General features: G+C 70.5%; 18 protein-coding genes and 1 tRNA gene. 13 read left to right on the plus strand and 6 right to left on the minus strand.

What is annotated here, in order from left to right:
• Positions 1–364 precede the first annotated feature (364 nt).
• Entirely contained in the window at positions 365–1363 is a 999-nt protein-coding gene (locus ACFY32_RS03350) for a sigma-70 family RNA polymerase sigma factor (RefSeq protein WP_359195723.1), read from the minus strand.
• A gap of 198 nt (positions 1364–1561) precedes the next feature.
• Between ACFY32_RS03350 and ACFY32_RS03355 the strand changes: the two genes are divergently transcribed.
• Positions 1562–2080, plus strand: a complete 519-nt coding sequence (locus ACFY32_RS03355; RefSeq protein WP_359195726.1) for an N-acetyltransferase family protein — start codon at positions 1562–1564, stop codon at positions 2078–2080.
• Between the two features lie 39 nt (positions 2081–2119).
• Here the strand turns inward: ACFY32_RS03355 and ACFY32_RS03360 are convergent, their stop codons facing one another.
• Positions 2120–2905: a class III extradiol ring-cleavage dioxygenase gene (locus ACFY32_RS03360; RefSeq protein ID WP_359195729.1), complete on the minus strand. Its 786-nt coding sequence runs from the start codon at positions 2903–2905 to the stop codon at positions 2120–2122.
• A 104-nt stretch (positions 2906–3009) separates the two neighbouring features.
• Between ACFY32_RS03360 and ACFY32_RS03365 the strand changes: the two genes are divergently transcribed.
• Complete coding sequence (locus ACFY32_RS03365; RefSeq protein WP_359195732.1) at positions 3010–3528, plus strand: MarR family transcriptional regulator; 519 nt, start codon at positions 3010–3012, stop codon at positions 3526–3528.
• A 97-nt stretch (positions 3529–3625) separates the two neighbouring features.
• Here ACFY32_RS03365 and ACFY32_RS03370 read toward each other — a convergent pair whose 3' ends face one another.
• Both ACFY32_RS03370 and ACFY32_RS03375 read right to left on the minus strand, forming a co-directional pair.
• On the minus strand, positions 3626–5155 hold the full coding sequence (locus ACFY32_RS03370) for an MFS transporter (protein WP_359195735.1): 1530 nt from the start codon (positions 5153–5155) through the stop codon (positions 3626–3628).
• Between the two features lie 220 nt (positions 5156–5375).
• Positions 5376–6026: a TetR/AcrR family transcriptional regulator gene (locus tag ACFY32_RS03375; RefSeq protein ID WP_359195738.1), complete on the minus strand. Its 651-nt coding sequence runs from the start codon at positions 6024–6026 to the stop codon at positions 5376–5378.
• Positions 6027–6296: 270 nt separating this feature from the next.
• Between ACFY32_RS03375 and ACFY32_RS03380 the strand changes: the two genes are divergently transcribed.
• The 4 genes from ACFY32_RS03380 to ACFY32_RS03395 all read left to right on the plus strand — a co-directional run bounded on the left by ACFY32_RS03380 (position 6297) and on the right by ACFY32_RS03395 (position 10368).
• Positions 6297–7574 carry a M6 family metalloprotease domain-containing protein gene (locus ACFY32_RS03380; protein ID WP_359195741.1) on the plus strand — a complete coding sequence of 426 codons (1278 nt, stop codon included), beginning with the start codon at positions 6297–6299 and terminating at the stop codon, positions 7572–7574.
• Between the two features lie 204 nt (positions 7575–7778).
• Complete coding sequence (locus ACFY32_RS03385) at positions 7779–9446, plus strand: helix-turn-helix domain-containing protein (protein ID WP_390673420.1); 1668 nt, start codon at positions 7779–7781, stop codon at positions 9444–9446.
• 30 nt (positions 9447–9476) lie between these two features.
• Positions 9477–9549, plus strand: a tRNA-Arg gene (locus ACFY32_RS03390).
• A 258-nt stretch (positions 9550–9807) separates the two neighbouring features.
• The gene (locus ACFY32_RS03395) at positions 9808–10368 is read left to right on the plus strand and encodes a Uma2 family endonuclease (protein WP_390673309.1); all 561 of its coding nucleotides are present in this window, start codon (positions 9808–9810) and stop codon (positions 10366–10368) included.
• Positions 10369–10551: 183 nt separating this feature from the next.
• Here ACFY32_RS03395 and ACFY32_RS03400 read toward each other — a convergent pair whose 3' ends face one another.
• Complete coding sequence (locus ACFY32_RS03400) at positions 10552–11178, minus strand: hypothetical protein (RefSeq protein ID WP_390673310.1); 627 nt, start codon at positions 11176–11178, stop codon at positions 10552–10554.
• Positions 11179–11276: 98 nt separating this feature from the next.
• On the opposite strand from ACFY32_RS03400, the gene ACFY32_RS03405 reads away from it, so the two are divergent.
• On the plus strand, positions 11277–12422 hold the full coding sequence (locus ACFY32_RS03405) for a helix-turn-helix transcriptional regulator (protein WP_390673311.1): 1146 nt from the start codon (positions 11277–11279) through the stop codon (positions 12420–12422).
• 14 nt (positions 12423–12436) lie between these two features.
• Positions 12437–13018, plus strand: coding sequence for an HD family hydrolase (locus ACFY32_RS03410; protein WP_390673312.1), 582 nt, complete (start codon positions 12437–12439; stop codon positions 13016–13018).
• A gap of 104 nt (positions 13019–13122) precedes the next feature.
• Here ACFY32_RS03410 and ACFY32_RS03415 read toward each other — a convergent pair whose 3' ends face one another.
• Positions 13123–13752: a potassium channel family protein gene (locus ACFY32_RS03415; RefSeq protein WP_390673313.1), complete on the minus strand. Its 630-nt coding sequence runs from the start codon at positions 13750–13752 to the stop codon at positions 13123–13125.
• Positions 13753–14102: 350 nt separating this feature from the next.
• On the opposite strand from ACFY32_RS03415, the gene ACFY32_RS03420 reads away from it, so the two are divergent.
• The 5 genes from ACFY32_RS03420 (at position 14103) to ACFY32_RS03440 (ending at position 17770) form a co-directional block, all read left to right on the plus strand.
• Complete coding sequence (locus ACFY32_RS03420; RefSeq protein ID WP_359195805.1) at positions 14103–14324, plus strand: hypothetical protein; 222 nt, start codon at positions 14103–14105, stop codon at positions 14322–14324.
• Positions 14325–14579: 255 nt separating this feature from the next.
• The gene (locus ACFY32_RS03425) at positions 14580–14804 is read left to right on the plus strand and encodes a cold-shock protein (protein ID WP_390673314.1); all 225 of its coding nucleotides are present in this window, start codon (positions 14580–14582) and stop codon (positions 14802–14804) included.
• Positions 14805–15098: 294 nt separating this feature from the next.
• Positions 15099–16109 carry a glycoside hydrolase family 11 protein gene (locus ACFY32_RS03430; protein WP_390673315.1) on the plus strand — a complete coding sequence of 337 codons (1011 nt, stop codon included), beginning with the start codon at positions 15099–15101 and terminating at the stop codon, positions 16107–16109.
• Between the two features lie 34 nt (positions 16110–16143).
• On the plus strand, positions 16144–17133 hold the full coding sequence (locus ACFY32_RS03435) for a polysaccharide deacetylase family protein (RefSeq protein WP_390673316.1): 990 nt from the start codon (positions 16144–16146) through the stop codon (positions 17131–17133).
• 115 nt (positions 17134–17248) lie between these two features.
• On the plus strand, positions 17249–17770 hold the full coding sequence (locus tag ACFY32_RS03440) for a glutathione peroxidase (protein ID WP_390673317.1): 522 nt from the start codon (positions 17249–17251) through the stop codon (positions 17768–17770).
• Positions 17771–17784: the final 14 nt, after the last annotated feature.

Genomic DNA, 17784 nt, shown 5'->3' on the forward strand with positions numbered 1-17784 from the left:
GTGGCAGAATCTGCCATCTGGCGGGCCACCCCGGGGTTCAGGTTCGGGGTGCCCCGCCCCCCAAGCCTGGAGATGCCCCGGCGCGTGGAAGCGGGGGGGTGAGCCGGACCCGGCGTCCGGGGGGAGAACGCCGAGTCCGGCTCGGGGAAAGTCCCGGCACCGGGGGGAGTGCGACGGGACGTGGTCTTCGGGGGCCGGGGGTGACCCGAGGCCCGAACACGTGGGCCCTGAATGCTTGTTCCCTGGACCCCGTGGGTTGAAGCAGCGTTCCACGGCCATGTTCGCGCCGACCCGCGCCCGGCGCACGCCGGTTCCCACGGGGGACCGGGCGCCGGCCGCGCGCCGGAGTCCGCATGGACGTACGTTACGCCGCCGCTTCGAAGCCGGTGTCACGGGCCAGCTTCTTCAGCTCCAGCAGCGCGTGCTTCTCGATCTGGCGGATGCGCTCGCGGGTCAGGCCGTGCTCCTTGCCGACCTCGGTCAGCGTACGCTCCCGGCCGTCCTCGATGCCGTACCGCATCTTGATGATGGAGGCCGTGCGCGGGTCGAGGCGGCCGATCAGGTCGTCCAGCTCCTCGCTGCGCAGCAGCGTCATCACGGACTGCTCGGGCGAGACGGCGGAGGAGTCCTCCAGCAGGTCGCCGAACTGGGTCTCGCCCTCGTCGTCCACCGGCATGTTCAGCGAGACCGGGTCGCGGGCCCAGTCGAGCACGTCGGTGACGCGCTCGGGCGTGGAGCCCAGCTCGGCGGCGATCTCGGCGTGCTCCGGGTCGCGGCCGTGCTCGCGGTTGAACTCGCGCTGCACGCGGCGGATGCGGCCCAGTTCCTCCACCAGGTGGACGGGGAGCCGGATGGTGCGGGACTGGTCGGCGATCGACCGGGTGATGGCCTGCCTGATCCACCAGGTCGCGTACGTGGAGAACTTGAAGCCCTTGCGGTAGTCGAACTTCTCGACCGCGCGGACCAGGCCCGCGTTGCCCTCCTGGATCAGGTCCAGCAGGGGCAGGCCGCTGCGGGGGTAGCGGCGGGCGACGGCCACGACGAGGCGGAGGTTGGACCGGATGAAGACGTCCTTGGCGCGCTCGCCCTCGTCGACGAGGGCCTGCAGCTCCTCCCGGCTGGCGTCCGCCCCGGTGTCCTCGTACCCTTCAAGGACCTGCCGTGCGAACACACCCGCCTCGATGATCTGGGACAGCTCGACCTCCTTGGCGGCGTCGAGCAGCGGTGTACGCGCGATCTCGTCGAGGTACATGCCGACCAGATCGCGGTCGGCGAGCTCGCCGCCGTTGGCGCGGACGCTGGTTGCCGCGTCGGCCGTCTCGCCGGTGGCGGACTGACGACGGGCGACGGCACGGGTTGCCATGCGTGCTCCCTTGCGATGGTGGGGTCAGCGGGTGGTGCTGTGGAATCTGGGTGCCTCCCGAGTGCTCCGAACCGATCCGGACTCACCGGGTGCCCTGCATCCGATGGAAACAACGACTGGAATCCGGACAGAATTCCCAACCAGCCCCCCGGATTTTCTGATCATGCAGTACCCTGTGCCGCCACACGAGGAGGCGGGATGCGGTCGGAGCATGCGGAGGTCCAGGTCAGGCCCGGTACCGAGGGAGACCTCGAAGCCCTCACGGACCTCTACAACCACTATGTGAGTGAGACGCCCATCACGTTCGACACCCGTCCCTTCACCCCTCAGGAGCGCCGCCCGTGGCTGCTCTCCCACCCGGAAGACGGACCGCACCGGCTGATGGTTGCCGCGGACGCGGACTCACAGCGGATTCTGGGGTACGCCACCTCCAGCCCGTACCGCCCCAAGCCGGCGTACTCCACCTCCGTGGAGGCGACGGTGTACGTGGCCCCGGACGCGGGGCGCCGCGGGATCGGCACGCTGCTCTACAAGGCGCTCTTCGCGGCCCTGGCGGGCGAGGACGTGCACCGCGCCTACGCGGGGATCGCGCAGCCCAACGAGGCGTCCGTACGGCTGCACGAACGCTTCGGCTTCCGGCACGCCGGTACGTACACGGAGGTGGGCCGCAAGTTCGGCCGGTACTGGGACGTGGCCTGGTACGAGAAGGAGTTGTGACCGCCGCCGTCGCCGCGCCGCCCGGCGGCCTCCCGCCCCTCAGCCGAACTGCACCGAGCGCTTGGCCAGCCCCAGCCAGAACCCGTCGATCACCGACCGCTGGGTGCCCAGCTCACCGGCCGCGTCCGCCGCGCCCAGCGTGACGAAGAGCGGAGCGAAGTGCTCGGTGCGGGGGTGGGCGAGCCGCCCCGCCGGGGACTTGTGGCCGAAGTCGAGCAGGGCGTCCACGTCGCCGGCGGCCAGCGCGCGCCGGCCCCAGTCGTCGAACTCGGCGGACCAGGCGGGGGTGCCGTCCTGCCGCAGCGCGGCGAGGTTGTGGGTGAAGAAGCCGGAGCCGACGATCAGGACGCCCTCGTCGCGCAGGGGCGCCAGCTTCCGGCCGATCTCCATCAGCCGGACCGGGTCGAGGGTCGGCATGGAGACCTGGAGGACGGGGATGCGCGCGTCCGGGTACATCTCGACGAGCGGCACGTAGGCACCGTGGTCGAGGCCGCGGTCCGGGACGTCCTGCACGGGTGTGCCGGGGGCGCGCAGCAGCTTGCGGACGGACTCGGCGAGCGCGGGCGCGCCCGGGGCGTCGTAGCGCACGCGGTAGTAGTGCTCGGGGAAGCCCCAGAAGTCGTGAACGAGCGGGACGGTCCCGGTGGCGCCGAGCGCGAGCGGGGCCTCCTCCCAGTGGGCGGAGACGACGAGGATCGCGGTGGGGCGCGGGAGGGCGGCGGACCAGGCGGCGAGCTGGCCGGGCCAGACGGGGTCGTCGGCCAGCGGCGGGGCGCCGTGGCTGAGGTAGAGCGCGGGCATGCGTTCCTGGGTGGCGGCGGACATGGCGGCGCTCCCTCCTCGACAGGTACTTGAAACATCAAGCTCGTACCGGGAAGGCTACGCCGACTTTGTTTAACCTTCAAGAAGCCAGCTCGTACAGTGGTTACATGAACACGGCACCGACCCCCGCGTCCGGCGACGACGAGCCCCGCTGGCTCACCCCCGAGGAACAGCACGTCTGGCGCTCGTACATCGAGGCCGCCACCCTGCTGGAGGACCACCTCGACCGCCAGCTCCAGCGGGACGCGGGGATGCCGCACGTGTACTACGGCCTGCTGGTCAAGCTGAGCGAGGCGCCCCGGCGGCGGCTGCGGATGACCGAGCTGGCCCGCAGCGCGAAGATCACCCGGTCCCGGCTCTCGCACGCCGTCGCGCGGCTGGAGAAGAACGGCTGGGTGCGGCGCGAGGACTGCCCGTCCGACAAGCGCGGCCAGTTCGCGGTGCTGACCGACGAGGGCCGGGACGTCCTGCGGCGGACCGCGCCGGGCCATGTGGCGGCCGTCCGGCAGGCGGTCTTCGACCGGCTCTCCCCCGGACAGCAGGAGGCCCTCGGCGAGATCATGCGGATCGTCGCCGAGGGCCTCCAGCCCGGTGAAGCGGGCGCGGACCTGCCCTGGCTGCGCTGAGCGCGCGGCCGGAGCAGGTCCGCCGGGACCGTACGTGCGGGGCGTCCCCTCCCCGTACGTACGGGTGGAACAGGGTGGTGCCCGAAGGGGTACGGCGTCAGTGGGCGATGACCGGGATCGGCAGTTCGTCCTCGGCGCCCTCGCCTGCGGCGTCGGTGGCGGGACCGCCCGGACGGCCGACGTTGATCAGCGTCAGCGCGATCGCGGAGGCCGCGACCAGGATGCCGACCGCGAACCAGATGGCGCTGGTGTAGCCCTGCACCTGGCCCTGGATCTGGACCAACTGCTGCTGGGTGCGGCTGTTGGCGCCCCCGATGTGGTCGGTGATGTACGACGCGGTGGCCGAGGCGGCGATGGTGTTCAGCAGCGCCGTGCCGATCGCGCCGCCCACCTGCTGCGAGGTGTTGACCATCGCGGAGGCGACACCGGCGTCCTGCGGACGGACCCCCTGGGTGGCCATGGACATGGCCGGCATGAACGCCGTACCCATGCCGAGGCCGAGCAGCACCATGCCGGGCAGCAGCACGCCCGCGTAGGACGTGTCGATCTCCAACTGGGTCAGCAGCAGCATGCCGACGGCGGCGACCAGGAAGCCGGGGCCCATCAGCAGCCGCGGCGGGACGCGGGTCAGCAGGCGGGTGCCGATCTGGGTGGAGCCGGTGATCATGCCCGCGACCATCGGCAGGAAGGCGAAACCGGTCTTGACCGGCGAGTAGCCCTTCACGATCTGAAGGTAGTAGGTCAGGAAGAGGAACAGGCCGAACATCGCGATGATCGCCAGGCCGAGCGAGAGGTAGACACCGCCGCGGTTGCGGTCGGTGACCACGCGCAGCGGCAGCAGCGGGGCCTTGACCCGGGACTCGACCAGCACGAAGGCGATCAGCAGCACGGCGGAGGCGACGAACATGCCGACCGTCACGCTCTCGCCCCAGCCCTCGGACTCGGCGCGGGTGAAGCCGTAGACCAGCGCGACCAGGCCCAGGGTGGACAGGAAGACACCGGGGACGTCGAGCGCGGAGCGGTTGCGGCTGCCCTCGGGCTCACGGATGACGTACCAGGCACCGGCCGCCGCGATCACGGCGAACGGGATGTTGACGAAGAACGTCCAGCGCCAGTCCAGGTACTCGGTGAGGAAACCGCCGAGGATCAGGCCGACGGCGGCACCGCCACCGGCGATCGCGCCGTAGATGCCGAACGCCTTGGCGCGCTCCTTGGCGTCGGTGAACGTCACCGCCAGCAGCGACAGCGCGGCGGGCGCGAGCATGGCGCCGAACGCGCCCTGGAGGGCACGGGCGCCGAACATCATGGCCTCGTTGGTGGCCGCGCCGCCCAGCGCGGAGGCGAGCGCGAAGCCGGCCAGGCCGACGACGAAGGCGCGCTTGCGGCCCCACAGGTCGGCTATCCGGCCGCCGAACAGCAGCAGGCCGCCGAAGGCGAGGGCGTAGGCCGTGACGACCCACTGCCGGTTGCCGTCGGAGATGCCGAGGTCCTGCTGCGCGGAGGGGAGGGCGATGTTCACGATGGTCGAGTCGAGGACGACCATCAACTGGGCGAGCGCGATGAAGACGAGCGCTTTCCAGCGGCCGGCGTCGGGGACGCCGGGTGCCTTGACGGCGGTTTCGGACATGGGAGTACCCACTTCGGGACGTGACGGAAAAACGAATCGAACTTTTGAACGAATAACTGATCGGACCGCGACCCGGCTACGGCGCTGTAGCGACGAGACGATCCGCAGAAGTACGGAAGACGAAGGTGAGGGAGACGAGAGGGGGTCGGCAGGAAGGAGGTGCGGTGCGTGGAACGGGCGGGCGGTGCCGCTCGGTCGCGGAACAGGCGGGCGGTGCTGGTCAGTCGCAGGGCCGGCGCAAGTCCTCCATGGTCACGGCCGCTCCCGGCAGGACCGAGGGCGCCGGAGCCCGCAGCCCGTCCAGGAACAGTTGCAGATGACGGTGGACGAACCGGTCGCCGCGCAGGCACTCCGTACCGGCCGGGGGCCGGCTGAGCTGGGCGACGGCCACCATCAGGTCGCCGACACCCACGTCGGAACGGAGCTGTCCGGCGGCCCTGGCCCGGTCCATGACCTCGCCGACGAGCCGCTCGACCCGCTCGCGCGCCGCCACCAGGTCCGGGTGGTTCTGGTCGAACGTGACGGACACCATCGGGCACAGCGCGCTGACCCGCTCGTCGGCGGAGACGTGCACGAAGCGCTCCAGCGCCTCGAAGGCGTCCCCGTTCTCCGCGAGCGCGGTCTCGGCCGCCCGTGCCATCCGGTCCATCACCGAGCAGACGACCTCGCGGACGAGGGCGTCGCGGTCGGGGAAGTTGCGGTACACCGTGGCGTTGCCGACGCCGGCCCGGCGGGCGACCTCGTCGAGCGGCACCTCGGGGCCGTGCTCGACGAACATCTCCTGGGCGGCGGTGACGATCCGCTCCCGGTTGCGCAGGGCGTCGGCGCGCGGCCGGGTCACCTTGCGCTGCACGGGGGTCGCGGTCTTCACGGCGTACTCCTGAGGTGGACTGTGTGAACACGAAGCGGGGATCGACTCCCCGTTTCGCTCGGACACAGGTCTAAACGGGGAAACGATCCCCGGTTATTTCCCGCTCCCGGATTTCCTTCCTGTGACCTGGGACACACCACCCGTCCGGCCCCTACTCGCCGGAAACCCACGATCGGTCTTCTCCAGCGGGCGTCCGCGCCCCCCTCGGCACAGGGTGATCGGGAAGGGTGCAGCCGGAGACCGGTGGCTGCCGTGGCCCGGGAGGTCTGCATGCAGCCACAGCGCCGTCGGATACGTCCCCGCCGCGTGGCCGCACTCGGTTCCGTCACCGCGCTGACCCTCGCGGTGAGCACCTCCGCCACCGGCCACCTCACGCCGGGCGCCACCGCGGCCGGCCCCGGCCCCGCCGCCCTGTCCAGCTCCGCCGCGCACGGGCCCTGCATGATCAGCGGCGGCGCCGAGATCCAGATGTCCGAGGGCGTCCCCACCTCCGAGGGCTACGCCCGCTCCACCGGCACCGTCCGCGCCCTCACCCTGATGGTCGACTTCGCCGACGCCCCCGGCGAGGGCGAGGCCCTGGACCGCTACGCCGAGTTCTTCCCGCAGACCCAGCAGTGGTTCCGCACCGCCTCCTACGGCCGGCTCGACTACCGCCCCGAGGCCCCGGTCCGGGACTGGCTGCGGATGCCCAAGCCGTTCCAGGAGTACGGCATAGAACGCGGCGCCCCCTTCGACCCCGCCTACCGCGACCTGGTCGAGGACCTCGTGGCCACCGCCGACCCGAAGGTGGACTTCCGCTCCTACGACCTGCTCAACGTCCTGATCACCCCCAACGCCGGCCCCTCCGCCCTGGACACCGTCCTGTCCGTGACCTTCGCCGGCAACACCGAGGCCCCCGTCGCCGACGGCGTCCCCGTCGCCAACGCCTCCTTCGTCTACTCCCGCCAGGACGACGGCTCCGGCACCTACGACCGCACCGGCTACCGCGTCCTGCCGCACGAGAACGGCCACGTCTTCGGCCTGCCCGACCTCTACACCCAGGAGGGCGGGGGCGCGGCCGGGCACTGGGACATCATGAGCGAGGACTGGGGCGCCAACAACGACCTCCTCGGCTGGCACAAGTGGAAGCTCGGCTGGCTCGACGCCGACCAGGTGCACTGCGCCGCCGCGCCCGGCACCAGGGAGTACACGCTCACCCCGCTGGCCCGCGCGGGCGGCGACAAGGTGGTCGTCATACCCCTGGACGGCCGCTCCGGATACGCCGTCGAACTGCGCACCCGGGCCGGCAACGACGAGACGGTGTGCCGCCCCGGCATCCTCATATACAAGGTCGACGCCGAGGTCGACACCGGAATGGGCCCGGTCACCGTCTACGACTCCCACCGCGACAGCGGCGGCTGCACCCGCAGCCCCAACGTCCACGCCGAACTCTCCGACGCGACGTTCAGACGGGGCGAGGTGTTCAAGGACCCGGGGCGGAGGGTGACGGTGCGGGTGGTGGGGGCGGACGGGGAGGGGGGGTGGCGGGTGCGGGTCCATCGGGGGTAGTGGAGCGGGCGTCTCCGGGGGGAGCGGAACGGGCGCCTTTGGGGATTGCGGCAACCGTGCCCTTGGGGGCTTACGGTGACCGTGCCTTCCGGGGCTTACCGTGACCGCGCCTCCCAGGGCTTACGGCAACCGTGCCTTCCGGGCTTACGGTAACCATGCCGCCACCGCCGTACCGGAGAGCAGATGCCCGCGCCCGACCCCACGATGACCACCGCCGCTGGCGCCTCGGGCACTCCTGGTGCCGCCGATGCCGCCGGCGCCGCCAGTGCTCCCGGTGCACCTGGCGCCCTTGGTGCCCTTGGGGCGAGGGGCGCTGTTGTTGCCCCCGTTGCCGACATACCGGCCGAGGCGGTCGCCCCGCTGCTGCGCGGGATCACCGTGCTGCGGAAGCTGACGGAGGCGGACGGCACGCTCAGCCTCAGCGCCCTGGAGAAGTCGACGGGCCTGGCCCGCTCCACGGTCGACCGCATCACCGCCACCCTCGCCCGCATGGGATACGTCCGCCTGGACGGCCGCGACGTGACCTTGGCACCCCGCCTGATGGAACTGGGCAACGCCTACCTGGCCGCACTGCGCCTGCCGGCGCTGCTGTCCGCGCGGGCCGACGCCCTGGCCGACGAACTGGACGAGTCGGTGTCCCTGGCCGTCGCCGACCGCGACGGCATCCGCTTCATCCACCAGGCCACCCGGCGCCGCGCGATGTCCCTCAGCTTCCGCATCGGCGACCTGCTCCCGGCCGAACGCACCGCGCCGGGCCCGCTGTTCGCGACGGAGTGGACCGACACCGACTGGCACCGCTGGCGCACCCGCCGCGCGGCGGACCCGCGGGACGAGGGGTTCCCCGCCATCCCCCCGAACGACCGCCCCACCCCCGACGAGGACTTCGTCCACCGTACGACCCGGGCGGCGGCGGACGGCTGGTGTCTGGACGACCAGTTGATCGAACCGGGCCTGGTGGCGGTCTCGGCCCCGGTACGCGACCCCCGCACGGGCAGACCGGCCTGCGTGGCCAGCGTCGTCAGCCACACCAGCCGCCACACGGCAGCGCAACTGCGCGACACCCTCCTCCCGCCCCTGCTCAGGACGGTCGCCGCGATGGAGCACGACCTGCGCACCGCCCCGCCCCCCGCCCCCGGCCCGCCCCCCGCGGGCCTGGCCACCTGGACCGGCGCGTCGAAACAGGAACTGGGCCGGGAGTTCGTGGAATCCCTGGCCCGCGGCCTGACCGTACTGACCGCGTTCGGCGAGGGCCGCCCCGCCCTGACCCTGACGGAGGTGGCGAAGGCGACGGGCCTGTCGAGGGCAACGGCCCGCCGCGCCCTGATCACCCACGAGCACGCGGGCCTGCTGGTCCCGTCCCCCGACCGCACCTTCACCCTCATCCCCGAAGTCCTCTCCCTGGGCTTCCCCCCGCTCTCCCGCCTCTCCCTCCCCCAGATCGCCCAGCCCCACCTGGACGCGCTGGCGTCCCGCGTCCACGAGTCGACCTCGCTGGCCGTCCTCTCGGACTCGGGCACGGAGATCCAGTACACGGCCCGAGCGGCGGCCGGCCGCGTGATGAGCGCCGACATCACCGTCGGCACCCGGCACCCGGCCCGGTCGACCTCCCTCGGCCGCGTCCTGCTGGCCGACGCCCCCGAGGGCTACGCCCTGACCGACGAGGAACTCGAAGCGGGCCTGCGCACCCTCGCCGTCCCGGTACGCGACCGCACCGGCACGACGGTCGCCGCCGCCAACATCGCCCTCCACGCCGCCCGCCGCACCCCCGAGTCCTGCGTACGGGACCTCCTGCCACCCCTGCGCACCACCGCCGCCGCCATCGAGGCCGACCTCCGCACAGCGGGCCACTTCCGCAGAGTCCCCCTGACCTGACCCGCTACACTGACGGCGGCAACACGCCACGCCTTCGTAGCTCAGGGGATAGAGCACCGCTCTCCTAAAGCGGGTGTCGCAGGTTCGAATCCTGCCGGGGGCACAGAGAAAGACCAGTTCAGGAGCCTTTCCGTCCAGTGGACGGGGAGGCTCCGGCGCTTTCAGCACACCTATGGCCCCGGGCAGAGAGCGGGGAGCTGTGCGGCGCCCGCACGCTGTCCGCCCCCGCCAAATCCCCCGCCCGAACGTCGCCACTCGCCTTCCGCGTTTCCCGAGCGCCCGGTGAACCGTCCGCAATGGAGCCTCGGCGAGGCAGGGTAGGTGCCACCATGAGCGTAGGTATCAGGAGGTAGGTGGAGGCATGAGTGTCGCGTACGACCATGTGGGCCCGTGGACCCAGGACGATGTCCTCGCCCTCGGTGAAGACACGCATCAGCGGGTCGAACTCGTCGGAGGGGCGCTGCTGATGTCTCCCGCCCCGAGCGTGCCTCATCAGCGGGCCTCACGTCGGCTCGCCGCCCTCCTGGAGCGGGCCGCTGACGAGGCCGGTGCAGACGTCGAGGTACTGGAAGCCGTGAACATCAGCGTGCCCGACGGTCTGCTCATCCCCGACCTCGTCGTCGCGGACGCCGAAGCAGCCGCCGAGGCGGGCGTCGTTCTCGACAACGGGGCCGTACTCCTCGTCGTCGAGATCGCCTCTCCGGCCACACGGCTCACGGACCGTAAGCTCAAACCCGCCCTCTATGCGGCAGCCGGCATCGAGCACTACTGGCGCGTCGACCTGGAGCCTGCCCCCACTCTCCACACCTCCGTCCGCAGCGGCTCCGGCTACCAGGACGCCACAACCGTCCTGCCCGGCCAGACCGTCCAGCTCGACGAGCCGTTCCCCCTCACCATCGACCCCGCCACCCTGGCCCGGTAGCTGGACCGAAGCAGCCGGCCCCCTTATGACAGCTACACGGATTCCGTGGCCGGGCAAGCCGGAGCGTTGCGTGCGTGCCGTGCCTACCGCTAAGTCTTGTTCAACTGGTCGCCGTCACGCAGGTGATCGGGTTCGTTCGCCAGGCCCACCTATACGTCCGTCCATGGGGCAGCGCGGACACGCTCATACCTCGGGCTCCATGTTCAGGAAGTGCTGTGCAGCGGCGATCAACCGGGCGACCGTCAGCGGAGTACACAGCACCACGGCCGGGTCCATCGGCACCGACCAGTACGATGCGAGCGCGTGTTCTCGGCTCACAACATCCACCCGCGGCACTCCTAGGTAGCTGCCGCTGCCGAGGCAGTCCACCTCCAGCGCGCGCCACACTTCGGCCATCTGGTGCAGCGTCGCCGGCATGGTCGCGGGTACCAGCGCGTAGTACCGCGAGGTGCGCGGGTCACAGATGACCGGCCCGCCGTCAAGGGCCTCCGCCAGGAACCCGTCCAAGCAGCGCCCGTCCCCGGTAGTGGCACGCAAGGCGGTCAGCAGGCGCTCTGGAATCCGCACGGCGGAGAAGAGTTCACCGAGCGGCAGGATCGCCACCCGATGCTGCCGCCATTCCCACTGGGCCCGGTCCCGGAGCGCGTCCGGCAGGGTTTCCAGGAGCCAGTGCTCCGTCGCCAGCCGGCGGCCTGTGGTGGGGCGAACGAGCGCCCCTGGATCGTCGGGCTCTTTCTTCGTCGGAAGCAGAACGCTGAGTGCCGCTGAGGTCTCCCTCGGTCGGTTACCTGCTGGCATATCGGCGTCCACGGTTGCACCTTCCCTATACGCTCAGTTGTCGAGTCACTACTCAATGAACGGTAGAAAACGCCGATCACCGCCTGAAGTGACTGGCGGTACAGATACGGATGGGGTCCACACGGGGACAGGGGGTCGAGGTGCCGTCAAGCCCAGGACGAACCCTGACCGGGGGTCGGGGAAGGCACGCCCGACCCCGGATCGGAGTCATCTCCGGATACGTGTTCCGCGTCGTCCGGGAACAGCTCGGCCAGACGCAAGACGATGTGGCCGAACGATTGGAGGTCTCGCCGGACACGATCGCCGGCTGGGAGTCCGGGCGCCGTCCCCTGCCCTCGTTGCCCGTCGGGCAAATGCTCATACACCGGCGCCGGCTCATGCGGATGGGCACCTCTCCCGCCCTGCTACAGATTCTGGAGAGAGCGGTAGAGGCCGACATGCTTCTGGCCGGCGCCCTCGACGAGCAGACACCCGTCGACGAGAGTGCGCTCGGGACGTGGGTCATGCAACGCGACCTGGTCGAGGTCCTCGCCTGGCCGCTCACCCGAGTACCGCCACAGCCGGTTCGCGACCTGCCCGCACCCCGACGACCTCGCCGAGGACCCGTACCGTCAGCACCCGAGCTACCTGACACCGAACGGCGCCGGTTCTTCGCTCGGATGCGGGACACGGCAGAAAAGGCGCGGCGTGCGGATCAGTTCCTGCTGCGCCGTCAGGCGCTGTACCTGTCCGGGTACGACGGTCAGGCCGACACCTCGGAGTGGCTCGCCCATCAGCAGGCCACCGAGCGGCCCGGAGGTTGGCTCACCGACTGGCTGAACGCCCGCTCGGTGGCGGCCGTCGGCGCGCGGCAGGGCGACCGTGAACGAATGGCCCATTTCATCGACACCGTCCTGCTCGATGACGATCGCGGCGAGAACGCGAACCTGAACTACTGGGCGTACTGGGTGGGTGAGAGCCGCCACCTGGAACTGTCCGACGACTTCATCGCTTCCCAGCGGCCCGGACTCTGGCCCGGGGACAAACTGCTCGCCCACCTCGTGAACGGGCTGGTCCCTCACCACGGGTACGTCGAACTGAACGTCCACTCCCTGTGGTCCCTGCTCGCCATCCGGCCGACCTTCGTGACGTCCGGCGCAGCGGCCCGAGCCCTGCGCGACCGACTGCCGGTGATGTTGGATAGCCAGGGGTTGTCGGCTCGCGCTCGCCGAGAGCTGGACAGCATCAGGTATGCGATCCGCCTTGCCGAGGCGTGAGAGGAGACTCCACCGTGAGCGAAGATCTGACCCAAGTGGCGCGGTTCTTGTATGAAGCCGGGACGCTCAAGCAGTCGAAGCGCACCGGGTGGTGGATGGCCGGGGTGCGCGACCCGGAGAGCGTCGCCGAGCACGCCTGGCGTACCTCTTTGATCGCATCGATCATCGCCGAACTCGAAGGGGCCGACCCTGCCCGTGCCGCGTTCCTGGCTGTGTGGCACGACTCGCAGGAGACCAGGACCGGGGACGTCAATCACTTGGCCAAGAAATACGGCACCGGTGAAGTCGACCCGGAGGTGGTTACCGCTGACCAGATGGCAGGCATGCCCGTGGCACTCGCGTCGACTGTGCGCGAATTGATCGGCGAGTACGAGGCCAGGGAGTCCCCCGAGGCGATCTGCGCACGGGACGCGGACAAGCTGGAATGCATGCTGCAGGGCATCGAGTACAAGGCCCAGGGTTACCAGCACGCACAGCGGTGGATCGACAACAGCCGCGGCCGCCTCGTCACGAAGACAGCGAACGAACTGGCCGACCGACTCCTGGCCACCGACCCCCTGGACTGGCTGCGCAGCACACTGGGCGAACTGGGCTGACCCTTCCTGCGACTCGCTCACCGACGACCACTGACCTGCCGCCCGGGGCCTGCTCCAGCCTCCCAGCTATGTCGGCGGCAGGGGAAAGGGGGCAATAGGTACGGTCATGGTCCGGTGTCCGGCCGCTCCGCCGAACCGGTACCCGCACGTGGTGGAGCCCCCGCTACCTGGCGCTGTCGGCTCAGGCCCGCTTGCACCGCGCTCGCCAGCACCCGTGCGGCGACTCCGACGAGCAGCAGTCCTCCCGTCATCTGCGCCATCGTGAGGACCCGCCCGGTGCGGGAGCGTGCCGTGATGTCTCCGAAGCCGACGGTGGTGAACGTGGTCAGCGTGAAGTACAGCGCGTCCGTCCTGTCGAGCGGTTCGCTGAAGGAGCCGGGCGCGGAGCGGTCCAGTACGTAGTAGGAGCTGGCGAAGAGGACCAGGAACAGCACCACCGTGGCGGCCAGGCCCTCGATCGCTCTCAGGCGCGGGTGGGGGGAACGCGCGATGGCCCGCACCTCCCAGCAGAACACGAGGAGGACCGCGAGCAGGCCGCACACCAGCAGCAGCGACGTGCCGGCCGTGAGCCGCTCGTCCAGGGGGAGCAAGGAGTAGGCGGTGACGAGACCGACGGTGAGGAAGAGGGCACGCGCGACAGCGACGAGGGGGGCGCGCCGGCCGGTGGGGAACCGGCTGCGTGATGCCTGTCCGGCAGCGGCCCCGTCCCTGCCGCCTGAGGGCGTATCGCTCATCTCACGTCTCTTCGTCTCGTCCGGTCCCAGTGGGCCGATCGTTCCCGGAACCGGCCGCACCGCCCCGGCGGTAAGACGCGATCACTCCTGACGGGTGACCCCGTCCTCGGTGACGGCTCCGGCCCTGGAACGGATACGCGGGTGCGCTCCGGCGCTCATCGACCGGCCCGGGGCCCCGCCGGGCCCGTCTCGCCGGCCGGCCGGTTCCATCCGCGTCACGCCGGGACGGGCATGGCGCCTCCTCGTCGGGCGGCCCGTCGCGTACGCCGACCCCGTCGACCCCGGTTTGTGATGAAGCCGTCGTGCGGGAGCCGAGCGCGAGGGTGGGTCCTGGGCGCATACTGGGGGCAATGACTAAGCCTGCTGCACTGAAGCGTCATTTGCCCACCAGCCCCTTCAAAGCCCCGGTCGCGCCCGCTCCGAAGCATTTCGCGGTGGGTGACCAAGTGACGCACGACGTGTACGGCCTCGGCCGGGTGGTCGGCGTCGAAAGCGGGGTCGCGGTGCTCGTGGACTTCGGCTCGGCCCAAGAGCGGATCTTGAGCCCTTACTCCAAGATGACCAAGCTTTGAGGGGACCTCTCATCGAACTGACCTCGCTGTTCTCCGCCCCGGAAGGGGCGACCCACAGCACCGCCACCGCATCGCCGCCTCCCGCGACGGACCCCTTCCAGGCCCCGGACTTCGGGGAGGACGAGGCCGCCGGGTTCCACGAGGAGGACGGGACAGGGTTTTTCCCGGTCGGGTGATCGGCCCGGCCAGGGCAGCGGCGCCGGGCGCCGTCATGGCCCGCGTGGGCATCCGGCTCCCGCCCGTATCGTCTTCCCCATGGTGACTGCGGTCGTTCGTGAGTGGAGTGACGAGGAAGGGTGGGGGGTGCTCGACTCGGTGGAGACTCCGGGGGGTTGTTTCGGGCACTTCTCCGACATCCAGATGGCCGGCTTCCGCACGCTGTCGCCCGGCCAGGAGGTCGACCTCATCTGGGAAGCGCCCGGCTTCAAGCAGGACGGGTACGACTACCGCGCGGTGAGCATCGTGCCCCGGGCCGGCTGACGGCTCTCTCCATCAGGCTCCGAATCCGTTCAGGGTTCGGGGCCTTTTTGCTGCTCCGAAAGTTTCGTAAGCGTTCAGGTGGAGGGGATCTCTCCGGGTCGCTTTATTATGTTCGGTAGGTCGTCAGGGGTGGTGGTTGGCCTCTGACGTGCGGATATGCCTGGGTGATCATCCGCTTCAGTCTTCGAATGTTTCGAAGTCGGTGCCGAAAGTATTGACACCTGGCAGGGGCATATCAAAACTGTGTCCTCCCATCGGCCCCCTGAGGACTGAGGACGAGGAGGACGCACGCGCATGAACCTCGCACCCGCATACCGCACCCGCGCAGACCGGAGACACGGCCGGTTCCGGCTGTTTCTCACCAGTGTCTGTACGACCGTGATGGCCGCCGTCGTGGCGCTGACCATGCCCGGCACCGCGCACGCCGACACGGTGATCAACTCGAACCAGACCGGCACCGACAACGGGTACTACTACTCGTTCTGGACGGACTCGCCGGGCACCGTCTCCATGACGCTCGGCTCGGGCGGGAACTACCGCACCTCGTGGAGCAACACCGGCAACTTCGTCGCCGGCAAGGGCTGGGCCAACGGCGGGCGCCGGGCCGTGACGTACTCGGGGTCGTTCAACCCGTCCGGCAACGCCTACCTCGCGCTGTACGGATGGACGTCGAACCCGCTGGTCGAGTACTACATCGTCGACAACTGGGGCACGTTCCGGCCCACGGGCACGTTCATGGGGACGGTCACCAGTGACGGCGGCACGTACGACATCTACAAGACGACGCGGTACAACGCCCCGTCCGTGGAGGGGACCAAGACCTTCGACCAGTACTGGAGCGTCCGCCAGTCGAAGCGGACGGGTGGCACCATCACCACCGGCAACCACTTCGACGCGTGGGCCCGCGCCGGGATGCGGCTGGGCAGCTTCAACTACTACATGATCATGGCGACCGAGGGCTACCAGAGCAGCGGCAGCTCCAACATCACCGTCGGGGACGGCGGTTCCGGCGGTGGCGGCGGTGGCGGCGGCGGTACCGGTGGGTGTTCCGCCACGCTCTCCGCGGGCCAGCAGTGGAGCGACCGGTACAACCTCAACGTCGCCGTCAGCGGGTCCAGCAACTGGACGGTCACGATGAACGTGCCCTCCCCGGCCAAGGTGCTCTCCACCTGGAACGTCAGCGCCAGCTTCCCCAGCGCCCAGACGCTGGTCGGGAAACCCAACGGCAGCGGGAACAACTGGGGCGTCACCATCCAGCACAACGGGAACTACACCTGGCCCTCGGTCTCCTGTACCGCGAGTTGATCCCCGTACCGCCGAGGCTGGAGGAGCACCCCGTATGAGAACAGGAATCCGTCTCCCCACGCGTGCCCTGGTCACCATGTCGGCCGCCGTCTCGCTGGCCGCCGCCGGCACCGCCGTCGCCGACGCCGCGCCGGAGCGGGCCGCCGCCTGCAACGGGTACGTCGGGCTCACCTTCGACGACGGCCCGTCGAGCACCACGTCGACGCTGCTCAACGCCCTGAAGCAGAACGGGCTGCGGGCCACGATGTTCAACCAGGGCCAGAACGCGGCCGCCAACCCGGGCCTGGTCAAGGCCCAGGTCGACGCCGGTATGTGGGTCGCCAACCACAGCTATACGCATCCGCACCTGACGCAGCTCGGTCAGGCGCAGATCGACTCGGAGATCTCCCGGACCCAGCAGGCCATCGCCAACGCGGGCGGCGGCACGCCCAAGCTGTTCCGTCCGCCGTACGGCGAGACCAACTCGACGGTACGGGCGGTCGAGGCCAAGTACGGGCTGACCGAGGTGATCTGGGACGTCGACTCGCAGGACTGGAACAACGCGAGCACCGACGCGATCGTGCAGGCCGCCGGGCGGCTCACCAACGGGCAGGTCATCCTGATGCACGACTGGCCCGCCAACACGATCGCCGCGATCCCGCGGATCGCCCAGGGGCTGGCGAGCCGCGGGCTGTGCGCCGGGATGATCTCGCCCACCACCGGCCGTGCCGTCGCCCCCGACGGTGGCGGCGGGGGTGGCGGGGGCGGTGGCGGTACCGGCGGGTGCACCGCCACGCTCTCCGCGGGTCAGCAGTGGAGCGACCGGTACAACCTCAACGTCGCCGTCACCGGGTCCAGCAACTGGACCGTCACCATGAACATCCCCTCCCCCGCGAAGGTCCTGTCCACCTGGAACGCCAGCACCAGCTATCCGAGTTCCCAGACCCTGGTCGCCAAGCCGAACGGCAGCGGCAACACCTGGGGCGTCACCATCCAGCACAACGGCAACTGGACCTGGCCCACGGTCTCCTGCACCACGGGCTGATCCACGGCCACCGGTGGCGCGACGGTCCCGGCCGTCGCGCCATCGGCGTGCCCGGACCCGTACGGGTGGGGCGGCGGGCGCCGGGGCCGGGCCGGCAGGATCTAGCATCCGTGGCATGACATCTGACGCGACCCAGTCGGCCACGCCCTCCCCGTCCCCCCTCGACATCCCGATCGGCGCCCTCCAGGGCGGCGCCGCGGATCTCGGACAGTACGCCGGGAAGGCCGTGCTCGTCGTGAACGTGGCCTCCAAGTGCGGGCTGACCCCGCAGTACGCCGGCCTGGAGCGCCTCCAGGCGACGTACGCCGAGCGGGGGTTCACCGTGCTCGGCGTGCCGTGCAACCAGTTCATGGGGCAGGAGCCGGGCAGTGCCGAGGAGATCGCCGAGTTCTGCTCGGCCACCTACGGGGTGACCTTCCCGATGACCGAGAAGGTCGAGGTGAACGGGGAAGGCCGGCACCCGCTGTACCAGCGGCTGGTCGGCTTCGCGGACGCCGAGGGGCACAGCGGGGACATCCGCTGGAACTTCGAGAAGTTCCTGATCGGCCGCGACGGCCAGGTCGTGGCCCGGTTCGCGCCGGCGACCGAACCGGAGGCCCCGGAGGTGGTCGCGGCCGTCGAGGGACAGTTGGCGTAGGCCGCGGGAAAGAG

The organism is Streptomyces sp. NPDC000134 (genome assembly GCF_042899225.1).
In the GTDB taxonomy this organism is placed as follows: Bacteria; Actinomycetota; Actinomycetes; order Streptomycetales; family Streptomycetaceae; genus Streptomyces.

What these genes read in the sequence shown, in the direction of transcription:
- ACFY32_RS03350 (WP_359195723.1), bottom strand. Translation starts at nt 1,363, where the DNA reads ATGGCAACCCGTGCCGTCGCCCGTCGTCAGTCCGCCACCGGCGAGACG.
- ACFY32_RS03355 (WP_359195726.1), top strand. Translation starts at nt 1,562, where the DNA reads ATGCGGTCGGAGCATGCGGAGGTCCAGGTCAGGCCCGGTACCGAGGGA.
- ACFY32_RS03360 (WP_359195729.1), bottom strand. Translation starts at nt 2,905, where the DNA reads ATGTCCGCCGCCACCCAGGAACGCATGCCCGCGCTCTACCTCAGCCAC.
- ACFY32_RS03365 (WP_359195732.1), top strand. Translation starts at nt 3,010, where the DNA reads ATGAACACGGCACCGACCCCCGCGTCCGGCGACGACGAGCCCCGCTGG.
- ACFY32_RS03370 (WP_359195735.1), bottom strand. Translation starts at nt 5,155, where the DNA reads ATGTCCGAAACCGCCGTCAAGGCACCCGGCGTCCCCGACGCCGGCCGC.
- ACFY32_RS03380 (WP_359195741.1), top strand. Translation starts at nt 6,297, where the DNA reads ATGCAGCCACAGCGCCGTCGGATACGTCCCCGCCGCGTGGCCGCACTC.
- ACFY32_RS03385 (WP_390673420.1), top strand. Translation starts at nt 7,779, where the DNA reads ATGACCACCGCCGCTGGCGCCTCGGGCACTCCTGGTGCCGCCGATGCC.
- ACFY32_RS03395 (WP_390673309.1), top strand. Translation starts at nt 9,808, where the DNA reads ATGAGTGTCGCGTACGACCATGTGGGCCCGTGGACCCAGGACGATGTC.
- ACFY32_RS03405 (WP_390673311.1), top strand. Translation starts at nt 11,277, where the DNA reads ATGGGGTCCACACGGGGACAGGGGGTCGAGGTGCCGTCAAGCCCAGGA.
- ACFY32_RS03415 (WP_390673313.1), bottom strand. Translation starts at nt 13,752, where the DNA reads ATGAGCGATACGCCCTCAGGCGGCAGGGACGGGGCCGCTGCCGGACAG.
- ACFY32_RS03420 (WP_359195805.1), top strand. Translation starts at nt 14,103, where the DNA reads ATGACTAAGCCTGCTGCACTGAAGCGTCATTTGCCCACCAGCCCCTTC.
- ACFY32_RS03425 (WP_390673314.1), top strand. Translation starts at nt 14,580, where the DNA reads ATGGTGACTGCGGTCGTTCGTGAGTGGAGTGACGAGGAAGGGTGGGGG.
- ACFY32_RS03430 (WP_390673315.1), top strand. Translation starts at nt 15,099, where the DNA reads ATGAACCTCGCACCCGCATACCGCACCCGCGCAGACCGGAGACACGGC.
- ACFY32_RS03435 (WP_390673316.1), top strand. Translation starts at nt 16,144, where the DNA reads ATGAGAACAGGAATCCGTCTCCCCACGCGTGCCCTGGTCACCATGTCG.
- ACFY32_RS03440 (WP_390673317.1), top strand. Translation starts at nt 17,249, where the DNA reads ATGACATCTGACGCGACCCAGTCGGCCACGCCCTCCCCGTCCCCCCTC.